Below are 14,996 nucleotides of genomic sequence, written 5' to 3' on the forward strand. Positions count from 1 at the left end.
TGATCAAGGAGATCGGAATGGCCGTCAACCGACCGGAGCAGCCATGACCGCGCACCGCCTGCGGAGGACCCTCGTCGCTCTGCTCCTGACGCTGACCATGCTGCCCGCGGCCGTACTCGCCGCTCCTCCCGCCTCGGCCGCGACGCTGACGATGCTCGGCGCCGACGTCTCGTCACTCCAGCGCAGTCAGGACCTTGGGGCCAGGTACTACAACGCCAGTGGAGCCGCCGCCGACCCGTTGGACATCCTTAAAGGCGTCGGGGTCAACTACGCACGCCTGCGCATCTGGAACAACCCTGCCAGCGGATACAACAACAAGGCGAAGGTCCTCGCGTACGCCAGGACGGTCAAGTCCAAGGGCCTCCGCTTGATGATCGACTTCCACTACTCGGACACCTGGGCCGACCCGGGCAAGCAGTACAAGCCGGCGGCGTGGGCCAGTCACGGCATCAGCCAGCTCCAGACGGACGTCTACAACTACACCTACGACGTCTGCAACAGCCTGAAGGCCCAGGGCACGACACCGGACAGCGTGCAGATCGGCAACGAGATCAACGTCGGGATGCTCTGGAACGACGGCAGGGTCGTCAACAACGACTTCACCAATCTGAGCCTGCTGCTCAAGGCCGGCTACAACGCGATCAAGGCGTGCAACAGCGGCACCCAGGTGATCATCCATACCGCGAACGCCGACAGCCTCGCGAACGCACGCTGGTTCTACGACGGCATCAGGGCCAAGGGCGTGTCATGGGACATCACCGCCCTGTCCTACTACTGCATGTGGCACGGCTCGCTGGCCAACCTCTACAACGTCATCACCGACGTGAGGTCGCGCTACGGCAAGCCGGTCGTCGTCGTGGAGACCGCCTACCCGTTCACCGCGAGCGACGCCGACAGCGAGCCGAACGTGATAACCGGCTCGCAGCCGTGCTCCGGCTATCCGGCCACCTGGGCGGGGCAGGCGACCGAGTTCCAGCACGTCCAGAACACCGCTCGCAACGCGGGAGCGATCGGCGTCTTCTACTGGGAGCCGACCTGGTACGCCATCTCCGGCAACGGATGGGACCCCGCAAACATCAACGGCACCGGCAACCAGTGGGACAACATGGCCGTGTTCAACTGGACCGGCGGCATCAACCCGAACATCAGATGGACCCCGTAGAGCTGCCCTGACCGCATCGGGCCCGCGGCGCACACCTGGTGGCGCGCCGCGGGCCCGGCACGCCATCGCCGGACGTCAGAAGGCGTTGACGAGGATGACGTGGACGGCGGTGCCGATGCCGACGCTCAGGATCGTGCGGCGGCCGGAGGCGACGTGAACTCCCCCGGTGACGGCGACCGCGAGCAGCGCGGACAGCATCGCCTGCGGGTCGGCGGCGATGGTGCCGTGCAGGGCGGTCACGGCGAGGATGGCGAGGATGCCGACCGGCATCCACGCCGACAGCCGCCCCACGATCTCCGAGGTGCGCAGCGTGCGCAGCACCGCGAAGGGCACGGCCCGCAGGGCGAGGGTGATGGCGAAGACGATCGCGAGGACGGCGACGAAGTAGGCGGTGTCAGGCATCGGCGGTCTCCGGGACGGGCCGGCGGGCTCGAGCGCGCGTGGCCAGCAGGACCAGGTAGTGATCGCGGTGGCGGCGGCGACGCGGCGGTGAGGACCATGCCCCAGCGGATGGTGGCCGCGGCAGTGCGCCGGCGGCGGGCGACGGCGGTGGGTCACCAGCGCGCCGAGCAGTGCCGGCGATGCGTTCAGACCGAGCCCGTTGGCGGCGGACCGAGGAGGAGAACTAACGGTCGTTCCGGACATCTGGCACTTTCCCGGACCGAGATGCACCGGTTTCGCTACTGTCACATCCATCCCGTACGAGAGGACACCTGGATGCGACGCTTACCCTCCGTTCTGGCCGCCGCGCTCGCCGCGACCTCGCTCCTCCCGGCAACCGTCGCGCCGGCGCAGGCGGCCGGAGGAAAAGCGATCAGAGGCAAGGCGACCTTCTACGAACTCCAGTCCGGGGGCGGCAACTGCTCGTACCCGTCGCCTCCCGCCGACAACCTCTATGTGGCGCTGTCCCCCCGCGAGTACGCCGCCGCGGCCGCCTGCGGCGGCTACCTGAACGTCACCGGGCCGAGGGGCACCGTCAGGGTCAAGGTCGTCGACCAGTGCCCGGAATGCCCGGCGGGCCACATCGACCTGAGCCGCACGGCCTTCGCGCGCGTCGCGGACCCCGGTAAGGGCATGGCCGGGGTCACCTATCGCCCGGTCGGCAACCCGCGCGTCGGCAGGCCCCTGTCCTTCCGCGTCAAAGAGGGGTCGTCGCAGTGGTGGCTGGCGCTGCTGGTCGTCGACCACGGCAACCCGCTCGCCTCGGTCGAGGTCAAGGCCGCCGGCGGCGCGTGGCGCAAGCTCGCCCGGGCCGACTACAACTACTGGATCGCCGAGTCCGGCATGGGCCGGGGCCCCTTCGCCGTGCGCGTCACCGACACCCGCGGCCACCGCGTCACGGTCAAACGCGTCCGCCTGGCCCCCGCCGTCATCCAGCGCACCACCACGAGGATGTACTGAGGCCTGCCCGGCACGTGTGCCACGGACGCGACCAGCCCTTGGTCGGACTACCAGCCAATTGCAAGCAGGTTGCTAGTGCCATCAGAGATCGTCAGGCAGCGTCATCGCAAGAAAAACGCGAGGTGAGGAATGGCGACGACGACGATCAGCGCTTCCACTCTGGATGCTCTCAATGGGCGCCATCACAAGACCGCGCTCACGATCTACCTGTTCATCGTGGTAGCTCACTGGGCCGAGCACGTGGCGCAGGCCGCCCAGGTCTACGTCTGGGGCTGGCCGCTGCCCGAGGCCCGGGGGGTGCTCGGCATGCCCTTCCCGTGGCTGGTGACCTCGGAGTGGATGCACTACGGGTATGCGCTGCTCATGCTCGTGGGCCTCATCATGCTGCGCAAGGGCTTCACCGGCAGCTCGCGCACGTGGTGGAACATCTCCCTGGGCATCCAGGTGTGGCACCACCTGGAGCACCTGCTGCTGCTCGTCCAGAAGCTCAGCGGCGTGTACCTGGCGGGCCGTCCGGTCCCGACGAGCCTCCTGCAACTGGCCTTCCCCAGGATGGAGCTGCACCTCTTCTACAACGCCGTCGTCTTCGCGCCGATGGTGGTGGCGATGCTGCTCCACCGCCGTCCCTCGGAGCGGCACGGGGCCTCCTGCACCTGCGCGATCGCCCACTAGGTCATGACGGTCACGAAACGGCGTTTGAGCGGGTTCACTGTGGCGCTGGCCGTTGCAGGGCTGTTGCTGCTGTTCGTGTCCGTCCCAGAGCTCGGCCCGGCCATTCGGGCCGCGCGCGCCGACGGGGCGAGCGGCGTGTTCACCGCCAAGCAGTTGAGGTGCGTCCAGCACCCGGGACACGAGTCCTGCGTCTGGGCCGGGGACTTCTCCTCCGCTGACGGGCGGGTCCGCAGGCAGGACGTCGAGCTGTACGGCAGCGACCGTGACGTCCTCGCGGCCGGACAGACCACCGCGGCCGTGGACACGGGGCGGAAGAGCCGCGTCTACGGACCGGACGGCTCGGGGGAGTGGATGTTCACCGGTCTGCTGGCGCTGTCCGGAGTCGGCGTGCTGGTCGTGGCCGCCAGGCGTCTGCGGCGGTCACGTGACTGAGGGCGCACGCGTTGATCATCGCCGGCGGACGACGCCGGACTCGTAGGCGGCGATGACCAGATGGACGCGGTTGCGGGCACCGAGCTTGGTCAGCAGGTGGGCGACGTGCGTCTTCACGGTGCCGACGCTGACGTACAGCCTCTCGGCGATCTCCGCGTTGGACAGGCCCCTGGCCACCAGGGCGAGCACCTCGCGCTCCCGGTCGGTGATGCCGGGGCTGATGGACGGCGCCGGGCTCACGTACCGTTCGATCAGCCGCCGCGTGACGGTCGGCGCCAGGAGTGACTCGCCTGCCGCGATCACCTCGACGGCCTTGAGCAGGTCGGCCGGTGGGGTGTCCTTGAGCAGGAAGCCCGCGGCGCCTGCCCGGAGCGCTCCGTAGACGTACTCGTCCAGGTCGAACGTGGTCACGATGAGCACGCGTGTTTCGGGACGGCCGGCGCAGATGCGGCGGATGGCCTCGATGCCGTCCATGACCGGCATGCGCACGTCCATGAGGACCAGGTCGGCCTGTTCCCGGCCGGCCAGCCTCACCGCCTCCTCGCCCGTCGCCGCCTCGCCGACCGTGCGGAAGCCCGGCGCGCTGTCGATGAGACGGCGGAAGCTCGCCCTGACCGGGGCTGGTCGTCGGCCACCAGCACGCTGATCACAGCGGCAGCCTCGCCATGACGCGGAAGCCTCGCAGCGGACGCGCGCCCGCCTCGAACTCGCCGCCGAAGAGGTGCACGCGTTCCCGCAGCCCGGTCAGGCCATGACCGTACGGCCGCGGCTCGCTCCGCGTCCCGTCGTCGGTCACCTCCACGAGCAGCCCGTCCTCCTGCCGCTCGATCCGCACGCCGGCGTGGCGGGCTCCGGCGTGTTTGAGCACATTGGTCAGCGCCTCCTGCACGATCCGGTAGACGGTCAGCTCCATTTCCCCTCCCACCGTGCCGTCGATCTGCAGCTGCACCTCCAGGCCCGCCGCCCTGGTCCGTTCGACGAGCGCGTCGAGATCGGCCAGACCCGGGGCGGGGGCGAGGTCGGCCTCGCCTTCCTCCCGCAACACGCCGAGCAGCCGTCTGGTCTCGCGCAGCGCCGACCTGCTGGTCTCCTCGATCGAGGCCAGGGTGTGGCTCATCTCCTCCGCGTCGCCCACATGGCCGGCGACGCCCGCCTGCACCGCGATGGTGCTGAGGCTGTGTCCGATGACGTCGTGCAGCTCCCTGGCGATGCGCAACCGCTCCTCCGCGGCCTCGGCTCGCGCCCGTTCCTCCGCGTGCGCGGCCAGCCGATCGGTGTAGAGCAGGAAGCCGATCGCCGAGCCGGTACGGCAGGTACGGGCCGCCATGTGGGTGCGAAAGGGCGGCATCCAGACGTGGGAAGAGGGCTACAACGGCCTCGACTACACGGGCAAGTTCCTCGCCAAGGGCAAGGGCACGGTGCACCTCACCTGGGGTGGCGACGAAGAAGGGCCGGTTTGCGTCACGGGGGAGGCATATGGTGGGCGTCCGCCCGAGGCCAAGGGCTGGCAGCGGTCGGGAGAGATGAGATTCCACAGCCCGACCGGTGTGCTGAGGTTCTTCGGTGACGGCGGCGACCTGCTGGGCGACGTGACCGCCGCGGGAGAGGGCTCCTACCGGATCCGCGCCTATGTCCGGGGAGTGGAGCGCGCCCCCGACCTGGCCAAGGCGGAGGCGGTCGGGGAAGTGCTGATCGTCGTCTTCCCCGCGTCGCCGCGATAGCAGCTCGCCCCGGGCGGCGGCGCAAGGCGTGAAAGCGACACGATCCGGCATGAAAGCAGAACGTCTCATCGGATGAGTAAGGGATGTGACAGTCAACGTGGCGTCGGCCGGCACCTCGGATCCGGCCGGAGCGCTCAGCGACGCGGCCCTGCTGGAGTTGTCGTGCCGAAGGCCCGAGCGGTTCGGTGAGATCTACGACCGGTACATCGGCGAGATCCACGCGTACCTGGGCCGGCGGCTGGACCGGCAGGCCGCCGACGACCTGGCCGCCGAGGTGTTCCTCACGGCGTTCAGGAAACGCGAGACGTTCGATGCCCGGCGCGGTGAGGTGCGCGCCTGGCTGTACGGCATCGCCACCAACCTGATCGCCCTGCACCGCAGGGCCGAGACCCGGCGGCTGGCGGCGTTGCAACGCAGCGCAAAAGCGCAGCAGGGGCCCGAGCACGGTCATGAGGACCACGTGGTGACCCGCGTGGACGCCGCGAGCGCCGCACAAGGGCGGCTCGCGGCGGAACTGCGCGCCCTGCCCGACGGCGACAGGGACGTATTGCTGCTGAGCGCGCTGGGCGAGCTGAGCCATGAAGAGGTGGCCAAGGCCCTCGACATCCCGTACGGCACCGTCGGATCCCGCCTCTCCCGGGTGCGCAAGAAACTTCGAGCCGCCTTGGGCGGCGTCAACCCCCTGAACGGAGGCACTGATGGATGACTACCGGGCGCTGCGGGAGCTGCTGCCCGCGCCGCCGCTGTCCCCCGAGGTGGAGCGGGCCGGCCGCGAACTGCTGAACGCCGCGATCGCCGGGGAGGGGGTGCGACGGGGCCGCAGGGCCGCCTGGTGGAGCGCCCTGGGGCTGGGGCTGGCGGGCGCCGCCGCGGCCGCCGCCCTGGTCATCGTCCCCTCGGCGGTCCCGGTCGCGCCGCCGCAGCAGCAGCACAGCGTGCACGCCGCGCCGGACGGCAAGCGGTTCCTGCTTGTCGCCGCGACCTCGGCCGCGTCGGTGCCGGACTCCGGCACGTGGTGGGGGAGCACCCTGGTCGACGGCAGGCAGTTCCGCGCTCCCGGACAGGGCTACGTGCTGCGGCAGACCGAGTCCGTGGAGACCTGGATCCCCGCCGCCCCGGAGGGCCGCACCTGGTACCGCCAGACCTACCTCGGTGCCAAGCCGGCGACGCCTCAGGACGAGGCGGCCTGGCGCGCGGACGGGGCCCCGGCGACGTGGACCTACGAGCGAGCCGCTCCCGGGCTGATCACCAAGGATCGGTCACGCGGCCTCGTACGGGCCGCGCCCGGAAAGCCCGAGACCCACTCCACCGAGGACTGGGACTTCCGCGTCGTGCTCGCCGGCAAGCCGCTGACCAAGATGAACGACCTGCCCGACACCCCTGAGGGCCTGCGGACGCTCCTCGGAGCCCCCGACGATCGGGCGACCGTCGACAACGCCGCACGCCTGCTGTTCTTCGCACCGGTGAGCAGCGAGACCAGGGCCGCCGCCTACCGGCTGCTGGCCTCGCTGCCCGGGGTCGACGCCGTCGGGCCGGTGACCGACGCGCTGGGCCGCCCCGGGCAGGCGGTCGAATACCGGTCCGCCGAATACCCCGTCACCCCGTACCCAGGGGAGACGCGCACGCGGCTGGTCATCGACCCGGCCCGCGGAACGCCGCTGTCCATCGAGACCCGCTCGCTGGCGGACGGGCTGCTCCTGGAATTCACCGCGATCCAGGACACCCGCTGGACGAACGAGAACCCATTGGAGGGAACCAAGTGAGATATCAGGCAATTGCGGTGGCTGGTCTGCTCGCCACCGGCGTCGTCGCCGCACCCGCTCAGGCCGCCCCGTCGGAGGGCACGTACTGGCGCGTCGAGGTGACGCGCGCCGCCGACCATGATCGTCCGGTCGGCAGCGGCTACCACGTGACAGAGCGTTCGGTCACTGTCGACTGGCTCACGCGTGAGGGCACGGAATGGGCCGCCCATCGCAAGCTGGGGGCCTTCCCCAAGACCAAGAAGGACGAGGCGGCCTGGCGGGCCGACGGTTCGCCGACCTCGTGGACGTACCGGACGGAGGGAATGAAGATCTCGCTGTCCACCAAGCCCGACAAGGGGTTCCTGAAGCGGGTGGACGAGGACGGGTTCCGGCTGGGCGAGAAGCGGGTGACGTACAAGCAGCTCCAGGCCCTGCCCACCGACGCGGAGGCGCTCAGGAAGCACGTCACCACGGAGGTCCGGGCCTGGATCGACGAGGCCGCCGAGGAGGCCAGGACCACCGACCCGAAGGCCGAGATCGACGACTGGCTGGTCAACCTGGACCGGTACGTGGCCGAGCGCATGACCTCCCTGCTCTACGAGAACCCGGTGTCGTTCAAGGTCAGATCCGCCGCCTTCCAGGTGCTGAAGACCACCAAGGGCGTCAGCGACCTCGGCCGGGCCAAGGACCCGCTGAACCGGTCCGGGCACAAGCTCGCCCTGCCGGTCCCGTCGAGCAAGGGGACGACGGTGCTGAAGGAGCAGTTCATCGTGGACACCAGGACGATGACGCTGCTGGCCCACTACGTCGACCTCACGGAGGGGGGCAAGCCGGTGGGCGGCAAGAGCGGGGTCGAGACGTACGAGGTCGGCTGGACTGACGCGAAGCCGGCCATCCCCTCCGCGAAAAGCTAGCCGGCGCTCGCCGGTCGTGTTCACTCGAAGGGTTGCGCGGCGCCCGCGCCGAACTCGGAGGCGAAGAGGTCCTCGCCGAGCGCGCGGCGCACCGCCGCCGTGATGCGGTCGACGTCGCCGCGTTCGGCGGGCGGCAGCGGAGCGCCCGCGGAGGCCCGCGCGGCCGTGGCCGTGCCGAGGAGCCGGGCAGCCCGGTGGTGCCGGCCGGCGAGCGCGTGGGCCCCGGCGAGCCCTTCCAGGGCGAGCGCGATGGCCCGGGGGTCGCCGGTCGCGCGGGCCGCGGCGTGTCCTTCCTCGTGCAGGGCCATGGCAGCAGCGGCGTCGCCGCGCTGCTCGGCGATGAAGCCCAGCTCGGCCAGGATCAGCGCGGTCCCGTTGTCCGGGGCGATCCGGCGGTTCCAGTCGAGCCAGGCGCGCAGGTGCGCCTCGGCCTCGTCGAGCCTGCCCTGGCGGCGGGCGCCGAGCGCCAGGCCGATCTCGGCCATTTCCTGGGCGAGGGTGTTCGACTGCCGCGCCGCCCGCGCCAAGGCGCGGCGGTGGAACTCCCCGGCCGCGGCGTGGTCTCCCATGAGCAGCGCGGTACGGCCCAGGGCCGACAGCCGGTACGACGTCTCGCTCCACAACCCGAGCTCCTCGGCCATGCGCAGACCATCCCGGCGCAGGCGCATGGCCTGATCGTAGTCCCCGGCGATCTCGGCCAGCGTGCCCAGCAGGTTCGCGGACTGGATCTGGCCCCACCGGTCTCCGAGGTCCCGGAACATCTCCAGGCTGTGCGAGCCGTCGCGTTCCACCATTGCCAGGTCGCCGCGTACCAGGGCGTGCTTGGCGCGGCTCATCAGCGCGGCGGCCACGCCCCAGCAGTCCTCCGAGGCGCGGAACGCGGCCAACGCCTCTCGCAGGCCTGGCTCGACGGCGGCCAGAGCGCCGAAGTCGATCGACGCGTACGCCCGAAGCCACCCCGCCATGGCGCCGGCCCCCTTTTGGGGTTCGGCCGGCTGCGGGCCGACGCCGGCGAGCATCGCCAGGCCCGTTCGCCAGCTCTCCGCCGTGGCCCGCGTCACGGAGGGGGCCGCGTCGCCGGCCTCCAGCGCCGCGGTCAGCGCCCGGCGTCCCTCGCCGAGCCGGCCTCTCAGCACCCAGTACCAGGCCAGGGAGTTGACCAGGCGGATCGCCGCATCGCCGGCGCCCTCCTGGACCGCGCCGTCGAGGGCGGCACGCAGGTTGGCGGCCTCTGCGTCCAGTCGCCGCAGCCACCGCCGCTGGTCGTGCCCGCGCAACCGCGGCTCGGCGTGCTCGGCCAGAGCGGTGTAGTGATCGCGGTGCCGCCGCCTGACCAGGTCGAGCTCTCCCGCCTCATCCAGGCGCTCCACGCTGTAGGCGGCGATGGACTCCAGCAGCCGGTATCGGGGCGTGCCCCCGTCCTCCGCCATGACGACCAGAGACCGGTCCACCAGGCGGCCGAGCAGGTCCGCGACGTCCGCCGCGGCCACGCCGTCGCCCGCGCAGACGCCCTCCGCCGACTCCAGCGTGCACCCGCCGGCGTGGACGGCCAGCCGACGCAACAGGACGCGTTCGGGCCCGGTGAGCAGGCTCCAACTCCAGTCGATCACCGCGCGCAGCGTTCGCTGGCGGGCGGGGACGTCGCGCTGCCGCCCCGCCAGCAGCCGGAACCGGTCGTCCAGCCGGTTCGCCAGCTCGTGCACGCCCAGCGTGCGGACCTTGGCAGCGGCCAGCTCGAGCGCCAGCGGGATGCCGTCGAGCCGGCGGCAGACCGCCTCGATCGCCTCGGCGTTGCCCGCGTCCAGGGCGAACTCCGGCGCGGTGGCCGCCGCCCTGGAGACGAACAGCCGGACCGCTCCGGACGCCTCCATACCGGCCACACCGGCGCCCGGAGCGGGGAGGTCCAGCGGCGGCACCGGCAGCAGCGCCTCGCCGGACAGCTCCAAGGGCTCCCGGCTGGTGGCCAGGACGCGCAGGCCGGGCGCGGCCTTGAGCAGCCGGTCGGCCAGGGCGGCGACGGGCTCGACGACGTGTTCGCAGCCGTCGAGCAGCACCAGCGCACGCTTGTCCCGCAACGCGGAGACGAGTCGTTCGACCTGGTCGGCAGGGCCGGCGCCGTCGTCGCGCAGGCCGATGGCGCAGGCGATCGTCTCGGCCAGCTCCGCCTCTCGTGCGGACCGTTCCAGCGCTCCCAGCTCGACCAGCCACACCCCGTCGGGTGCGTCGCCGGCCGCCTGCCCGGCCGCCTCCACCGCCAGCCGGGTCTTCCCCACGCCGCCCGGACCGGTCAGCGTCACCAGCCGTCCCTGCGCCAGCAGCGACGAGACGCGGGCGACGGCCTCGCCACGGCCGATGAGTTCGGTACGCGGGGCGGGCAGGTTCGTCCGCGGACCGCCGGCGGCCTCCGGCGCGCGGTCCTGCCCGGGAGCCTCCTGACGGAGAGCGGCAGGCGGCCGCAGCGCGGGGTCCTGGCGGAGCACCGCCTGGTGGAGGGCCACCAGTTCCGGACCGGGCTCGACGCCGAGCTCCGCATCCAGCAGGTCACGCAGCTCCCGGTAACCGGCCAGCGCCTCGGCCTGCCTGCCGGCTCCGTAAAGGGCCCGGATGTGCGCCGCGCGCAGCCGCTCCCGCAGCGGGTGGCGGGTCACCAGGTCGCCGAGCTCCGCGGTCAACAGGCTGTGCTCGCCGAGGTCGAGCCGCGCTTCGGCCTGGTGTTCCAGGGCGACCAACCGCTCCTCCTCCAACCGCGCGGCCGGTGCGCGGGCGAACTCCAGGTCGGAGAAGCCGGCGTAAGCCGGACCGCGCCACAGGGCGAGCGCGTCCGCCAGCAGCGCGGCCCGCTCTCGCGGGTCCTCCGCCCCGTACGCGCGGGCGACGAGCGCCGTGAACTCCCCGGCGTCCAACCCCGTCGGTTCCAGACGTACGGCGAACCCCGCCGGCTCCGACGTCACGAGATCGCGCCCGCCCGGCTCGGCGTCTTCCAGAGCCCGGCGCAGCTGCGACACCTTGGTCTGCAGGACCGCGGCGGGCTTGGCCGGCAGCCGCTCGCCCCACAGGTCGTCGATCAGCCGGTCGGCCGGGACCGGCCGGCCCCGGCGCGCCAGCAGGGCGGCGAGCAGCAGCCGGACCTTGGCCTCCGGAACGCGCACGTCCCTGCCGTCCGCCGTCCACACCGCCAGCGGACCGAGCACCCCGAAGCGCATGCCGTCACAGTAGCCGAGCGAAACGGATCCAGAAGCCCGCCACAATCCCGCCGAAAGACGCCTGCACCACTGTGGGAGCACTACCGGATCGCCATTTGAAGGAATGATCATGACGCGATACGCAGGCAAGAAGGCCGTCGTCACGGGCGGCACGCACGGCATGGGACTGGCCATCGCCAAGGCCCTGGTGGACGGTGGCGCGGAGGTCCTGGTGACCGGCCGCAACGAGGCCACACTCGCGCGGGCCCGCGCGGAGCTCGGGGCCTCCGGGCACGCGGTGCGCTCCGACGCCGCCGACCTGGCCGACATCGCCGCTCTCGGGGTGCAGGTGGAGCGCACGTTCGGCCGGATCGACGCGGTGTTCGTCAATCACGGCATCGCCGAGCTGGAGATGCTGGAGCAGGTGACGGAGGCGTCCTACGACCGCCACTTCGACATCAACGCCAAGGGCGCCTTCTTCACCGTCCAGCGGCTGACCCCGCTCATCGACGACGGCGGCGCGATCGTCCTCACCACTGTGGCCAACGACCGCGTGTTCCCCGGCATGAGCGCCTATTCCGGCTCGAAGGAGGCATTGCGGGCGTTCGCCCAGGTGTGGGCGGCCGAGTTCCTGCCCCGGCGGATCCGGGTCAACGCCGTGGCGCCCGGGTTCATCAAGACACCGACCATGGGCGTGGCGGGGCTGACCGACGAGGAGCGGGCCGCGTTCGAGAAGCAGGGCGACGAGCTGACGCCGCTGCGCCGCAACGGCACCGTCGAGGAGGTCGCCGCGGCGGCGCTCTTCCTGGCGTTCGACGCCACCTTCACCACGAACGTCGAGCTGGCGGTCGACGGCGGCTTCGCCCAGGGCATCACGGCGGGGGACCACTGATGTGGGACGACGCCGCCGACAGCCCCGACCCGTCGGTCGCCGAGCACGTCCGCCGCTACCTGGCCACGGACGGCCGTGACGGCTACCTGGAAGGAGGGACGACCAACCTGGTCCTGACCGTCAAGGGCAGGAAGTCGGGACGGTGGCTGCGTACGGGGCTGTTCTTCGGCGAAGACGACGGCCGCTACGTCCTGGTCGCGTCCGGCTCGGCAGTGACCCACACGCACCCCGCGTGGTACCTCAACGTGGAGGCCAACCCGGACGTAGGCGTGCAGATCCTCGGGGAGCGGTTCGCCGCCCGGGCGCGCACCGCCGAAGGGCCGGAACGGGAGCGGCTCTGGCGCATGATGACCGAGCTCGCTCCGGTCTACCGGACCTACGAGGCCAGGAGCCGCAGACGGATCCCCGTGGTCGTCCTGGAGCGCACGCCTGGTCGGCGGCCTCCGTCCTCTGACGTGTGATCAGGAATCGAGCGCGTGTCCTGTCGTCACGTCGATGTGGCCGGGGATCTCGGCGTGGCGGTCGCCGACCGTCGGCGTCCCGGTGGGCTCGAACATGAGGATCGCGGCTCCGGCGGGCGCGTACGGCTTGTGCTCCGTACCTCGGGGCACGGTGAAGACCGACCCCTGGGGAAGCCGGACCGTGCGCTCCCCACCGGGCTCGCGCAGGGAGATGTGCAGCTCCCCGTCGAGCACCAGGAAGAACTCGTCGGTGTTCTCATGGACGTGCCAGATGTGCTCGCCCTCGACCTTGGCGATGCGTACGTCGTAGTCGTTGACGCGCGTGACGACGCGAGGGCTCCACAGGGCGTCGAAGGAGGTCAGCGCCTTGCCGAGGGCGACGGGTTCGTTGGTCATGAGGGAATCCTGGCCGGTTGGGCCCGCTCGGCGTGAGTGCTAGGAATCGCATGTGACGCAAGAATCCTCTCAGCGGGGCCCGCATCGGGTCGTCGTGATCGTGGACGAGAACTCCAACCCCTTCGAGCTCGGCTGCGCAACCGAGATCTTCGGCCTGCGCAGGCCCGAGCTCGGACGCGATCTGTACGACTTCCGCCTGTGTTCACCGAAGCCGCGCACGCTCATGCGGGACGGCTTCTTCACCCTCGCGGGAGTCGCCGATCTGGAGGCGGCCGAATCGGCGGACACCCTCATCGTCCCCAATCGTCCCGACGTCGAGGTGCCGCGCCGCGCGGCCGTGCTGGCGGCCGTGCGGCGCGCACACGCGCGGGGCGCCCGCCTGGTGGGTTTCTGCAGCGGCGCGTTCACCCTGGCGGAGGCCGGGGTGCTCGACGGACGCCGGGCCACCGCGCACTGGCAGTGGGCGGACGCCTTCCGGGCCCGCTTCCCCGCGGTGCGGCTCGAGCCGGACGTGCTGTTCGTGGACGACGGCGACATCCTCACGTCGGCGGGGAGCGCGGCGGCGCTCGACCTGGGGCTGCACCTCGTCCGGCGCGACCACGGGGCGGAGGTGGCCAACTCCGTCAGCCGGCGGCTGGTCTTCGCCGCGCACCGCGACGGCGGTCAGCGGCAGTTCGTGGAGCGGCCGGTGCCCGAGGTGACGGAGGAGTCCTTGGCTCCCGTTTTGGCCTGGGCCCAGGAACGGCTGGACGCCCCGCTCGCCGTGGCCGATCTGGCCGCCCGCGCCGCGGTCAGCCCGGCGACCCTGCACCGCCGCTTCCGCGCTGAGCTGGGCACGACGCCTCTCGCGTGGCTCACCGGGGAACGGCTGGCCCTGGCGTGCCGATTGATCGAGCGGGGCGAGCCGCGCCTGGAGATCGTCGCACGGCGCAGCGGGCTGGGCACCGCCGCCAACCTGCGTGCGCTGATGCGTCGCGAGATCGGGCTCACTCCAGTGGCGTACAGACGCCGCTTCGGGCCGTCGGCGGGCGAGGGCCCGGTCGCAGGGTGATCATCGATCATGCGGCCGCAGGAGCCCGAATCGCTCGGCGAATGCCGTGAGCTCCTCGCGCTGCCCGTCCGGCTCCGTGGCGGCGGCATTCACGACGATGCGGGTCACGCCTTGCGCCGCGAATTCCTCGACCCGTTCGGGGGACATGTCGATCGTCCCGAAGCGGGTGTACTCCAGCGTCTCAGGGTCGCGTCCGGCCTCGGCGGCGCTCGATCGGACGAGCTCCCATTGAGCGGCCCGCTCGTCCGGGTGAAGGGCACCGCCGGGGAAGTAGCCGTCGCCGCGCCTGCCTGCGCGGCGCGCGGCCGCCCGGCTCGATCCCCCGATGTGGATCGGCAACTGCGTGACCTCGTGGGGCTTGGGGAAGCTGCACAGGCTCTCGAAGGAGAAGAACTCCCCGTGGAAGCTGACCCCGTCCTCGCCGCCGGCCCACAACAACCGCAGCACGTCGATCGCCTCGTCGGCGCGGCGGCCGCGGGTGGCGAAGTCGACCCCCACCGCGTGGGCCTCGTCCGGCAGAGCCCCCAGCCCTGCCGTCAGCAGCCGCATCCTCCCCCTGGACAGCACGTCGATCGTGGCCAGACGCTTGGCGAGGATCACCGGATGGTGATACGGCAGCAGCAGAACGCCGGTGCCGAGCAGAATGCGCTCCGTGGCCGCGGCGACGAAGCTCAGGAAGTCGAGCGGATCGGCGTACGGAAGCGACGGCGGCAGCGGGTAAGACCCGGCCGTTGCCCCGGGATAGAGCACGATGTGCTCGGGCACGTACAAGGACTCGAAGCCGCACTCCTCCGCGAGCCGAGCGAAGGCCACGACCCTGTCGGGGTCCACCCCGTAATAAGGCGTGCTGTAGGTGACGCCGAACTTCATCGCCATTCCCTCCCAATCCGCTGCCCCCGCGACCCGGGCGCGCCCTCGGTCGCCGCCAGGCTAGAACCCTCACACCGGCGTCAAGGCAACCTGCCACCCG

At 71.6% G+C, this 14,996-nt stretch carries 17 protein-coding genes; 11 read left to right on the forward strand and 6 right to left on the reverse strand.

Going from position 1 to position 14,996, the window contains the following annotated elements:
• The first annotated feature begins 43 nt into the window (after positions 1-43).
• Entirely contained in the window at positions 44-1,162 is a 1,119-nt protein-coding gene (locus ID574_RS19515; RefSeq protein ID WP_188190376.1) for a glycoside hydrolase family 53 protein, read from the forward strand.
• 75 nt (positions 1,163-1,237) lie between these two features.
• Here the strand turns inward: ID574_RS19515 and ID574_RS19520 are convergent, their stop codons facing one another.
• A complete protein-coding gene (locus ID574_RS19520) occupies positions 1,238-1,564 on the reverse strand; it encodes a branched-chain amino acid transporter permease (protein WP_188190377.1) in 327 nt (108 codons plus the stop codon).
• A 315-nt stretch (positions 1,565-1,879) separates the two neighbouring features.
• On the opposite strand from ID574_RS19520, the gene ID574_RS19525 reads away from it, so the two are divergent.
• From ID574_RS19525 to ID574_RS19535, 3 genes are all read left to right on the forward strand, one after another.
• Positions 1,880-2,563, forward strand: a complete 684-nt coding sequence (locus tag ID574_RS19525) for an expansin EXLX1 family cellulose-binding protein (RefSeq protein WP_223166868.1) — start codon at positions 1,880-1,882, stop codon at positions 2,561-2,563.
• Positions 2,564-2,692: 129 nt separating this feature from the next.
• Positions 2,693-3,235, forward strand: a complete 543-nt coding sequence (locus ID574_RS19530) for a hypothetical protein (protein ID WP_188190379.1) — start codon at positions 2,693-2,695, stop codon at positions 3,233-3,235.
• Between the two features lie 24 nt (positions 3,236-3,259).
• Complete coding sequence (locus ID574_RS19535; RefSeq protein ID WP_188190380.1) at positions 3,260-3,667, forward strand: hypothetical protein; 408 nt, start codon at positions 3,260-3,262, stop codon at positions 3,665-3,667.
• Between the two features lie 15 nt (positions 3,668-3,682).
• On the opposite strand, the gene ID574_RS19540 is transcribed toward ID574_RS19535, so the two are convergent.
• Both ID574_RS19540 and ID574_RS19545 read right to left on the reverse strand, forming a co-directional pair.
• Complete coding sequence (locus ID574_RS19540) at positions 3,683-4,258, reverse strand: response regulator (protein WP_442939317.1); 576 nt, start codon at positions 4,256-4,258, stop codon at positions 3,683-3,685.
• A 55-nt stretch (positions 4,259-4,313) separates the two neighbouring features.
• The gene (locus ID574_RS19545; RefSeq protein WP_188190381.1) at positions 4,314-4,994 is read right to left on the reverse strand and encodes a sensor histidine kinase; all 681 of its coding nucleotides are present in this window, start codon (positions 4,992-4,994) and stop codon (positions 4,314-4,316) included.
• Here ID574_RS19545 and ID574_RS19550 point away from each other — a divergent pair.
• The 4 genes from ID574_RS19550 (at position 4,993) to ID574_RS19565 (ending at position 8,044) form a co-directional block, all read left to right on the forward strand.
• Positions 4,993-5,388, forward strand: a complete 396-nt coding sequence (locus tag ID574_RS19550; RefSeq protein WP_188190382.1) for a hypothetical protein — start codon at positions 4,993-4,995, stop codon at positions 5,386-5,388. The genes ID574_RS19545 and ID574_RS19550 overlap by 2 nt on opposite strands.
• 85 nt (positions 5,389-5,473) lie before the next feature.
• Positions 5,474-6,094: an RNA polymerase sigma factor gene (locus tag ID574_RS19555; RefSeq protein ID WP_223166869.1), complete on the forward strand. Its 621-nt coding sequence runs from the start codon at positions 5,474-5,476 to the stop codon at positions 6,092-6,094.
• Complete coding sequence (locus ID574_RS19560; RefSeq protein ID WP_188190383.1) at positions 6,087-7,151, forward strand: CU044_5270 family protein; 1,065 nt, start codon at positions 6,087-6,089, stop codon at positions 7,149-7,151. Before ID574_RS19555 ends, ID574_RS19560 begins: the two co-directional genes overlap by 8 nt.
• Before the next feature lie 17 nt (positions 7,152-7,168).
• Positions 7,169-8,044: a hypothetical protein gene (locus tag ID574_RS19565; protein ID WP_188190384.1), complete on the forward strand. Its 876-nt coding sequence runs from the start codon at positions 7,169-7,171 to the stop codon at positions 8,042-8,044.
• A 20-nt stretch (positions 8,045-8,064) separates the two neighbouring features.
• Here ID574_RS19565 and ID574_RS61630 read toward each other — a convergent pair whose 3' ends face one another.
• Complete coding sequence (locus ID574_RS61630; protein ID WP_188190385.1) at positions 8,065-11,247, reverse strand: AfsR/SARP family transcriptional regulator; 3,183 nt, start codon at positions 11,245-11,247, stop codon at positions 8,065-8,067.
• 109 nt (positions 11,248-11,356) lie between these two features.
• Here ID574_RS61630 and ID574_RS19575 point away from each other — a divergent pair, with 109 nt between their 5' ends.
• Both ID574_RS19575 and ID574_RS19580 read left to right on the forward strand, forming a co-directional pair.
• Positions 11,357-12,118: an SDR family oxidoreductase gene (locus tag ID574_RS19575; protein ID WP_188190386.1), complete on the forward strand. Its 762-nt coding sequence runs from the start codon at positions 11,357-11,359 to the stop codon at positions 12,116-12,118.
• Complete coding sequence (locus ID574_RS19580; RefSeq protein ID WP_188190387.1) at positions 12,118-12,579, forward strand: nitroreductase/quinone reductase family protein; 462 nt, start codon at positions 12,118-12,120, stop codon at positions 12,577-12,579. Before ID574_RS19575 ends, ID574_RS19580 begins: the two co-directional genes overlap by 1 nt.
• On the opposite strand, the gene ID574_RS19585 is transcribed toward ID574_RS19580, so the two are convergent.
• Positions 12,580-12,975, reverse strand: a complete 396-nt coding sequence (locus ID574_RS19585) for a cupin domain-containing protein (protein ID WP_188190388.1) — start codon at positions 12,973-12,975, stop codon at positions 12,580-12,582. It lies immediately after the preceding gene.
• A 52-nt stretch (positions 12,976-13,027) separates the two neighbouring features.
• Between ID574_RS19585 and ID574_RS19590 the strand changes: the two genes are divergently transcribed.
• Entirely contained in the window at positions 13,028-14,026 is a 999-nt protein-coding gene (locus tag ID574_RS19590) for a helix-turn-helix domain-containing protein (protein WP_188190389.1), read from the forward strand.
• Here the strand turns inward: ID574_RS19590 and ID574_RS19595 are convergent, their stop codons facing one another.
• The gene (locus ID574_RS19595; RefSeq protein ID WP_188190390.1) at positions 14,027-14,896 is read right to left on the reverse strand and encodes a TIGR03619 family F420-dependent LLM class oxidoreductase; all 870 of its coding nucleotides are present in this window, start codon (positions 14,894-14,896) and stop codon (positions 14,027-14,029) included.
• Positions 14,897-14,996 lie beyond the last annotated feature (100 nt).

This window comes from Nonomuraea sp. SYSU D8015 (assembly GCF_008065375.1).
Classification (GTDB): Bacteria; Actinomycetota; Actinomycetes; order Streptosporangiales; family Streptosporangiaceae; genus Nonomuraea.

Excerpts from the sequence above, each read along its gene's own strand:
- ID574_RS19515 (WP_188190376.1), top strand. The coding sequence starts at position 44 with ATGACCGCGCACCGCCTGCGGAGGACCCTCGTCGCTCTGCTCCTGACG.
- ID574_RS19520 (WP_188190377.1), bottom strand. The coding sequence starts at position 1,564 with ATGCCTGACACCGCCTACTTCGTCGCCGTCCTCGCGATCGTCTTCGCC.
- ID574_RS19525 (WP_223166868.1), top strand. The coding sequence starts at position 1,880 with ATGCGACGCTTACCCTCCGTTCTGGCCGCCGCGCTCGCCGCGACCTCG.
- ID574_RS19530 (WP_188190379.1), top strand. The coding sequence starts at position 2,693 with ATGGCGACGACGACGATCAGCGCTTCCACTCTGGATGCTCTCAATGGG.
- ID574_RS19550 (WP_188190382.1), top strand. The coding sequence starts at position 4,993 with ATGTGGGTGCGAAAGGGCGGCATCCAGACGTGGGAAGAGGGCTACAAC.
- ID574_RS19545 (WP_188190381.1), bottom strand. The coding sequence starts at position 4,994 with ATGGCGGCCCGTACCTGCCGTACCGGCTCGGCGATCGGCTTCCTGCTC.
- ID574_RS19560 (WP_188190383.1), top strand. The coding sequence starts at position 6,087 with ATGGATGACTACCGGGCGCTGCGGGAGCTGCTGCCCGCGCCGCCGCTG.
- ID574_RS61630 (WP_188190385.1), bottom strand. The coding sequence starts at position 11,247 with ATGCGCTTCGGGGTGCTCGGTCCGCTGGCGGTGTGGACGGCGGACGGC.
- ID574_RS19575 (WP_188190386.1), top strand. The coding sequence starts at position 11,357 with ATGACGCGATACGCAGGCAAGAAGGCCGTCGTCACGGGCGGCACGCAC.
- ID574_RS19580 (WP_188190387.1), top strand. The coding sequence starts at position 12,118 with ATGTGGGACGACGCCGCCGACAGCCCCGACCCGTCGGTCGCCGAGCAC.
- ID574_RS19585 (WP_188190388.1), bottom strand. The coding sequence starts at position 12,975 with ATGACCAACGAACCCGTCGCCCTCGGCAAGGCGCTGACCTCCTTCGAC.
- ID574_RS19595 (WP_188190390.1), bottom strand. The coding sequence starts at position 14,896 with ATGAAGTTCGGCGTCACCTACAGCACGCCTTATTACGGGGTGGACCCC.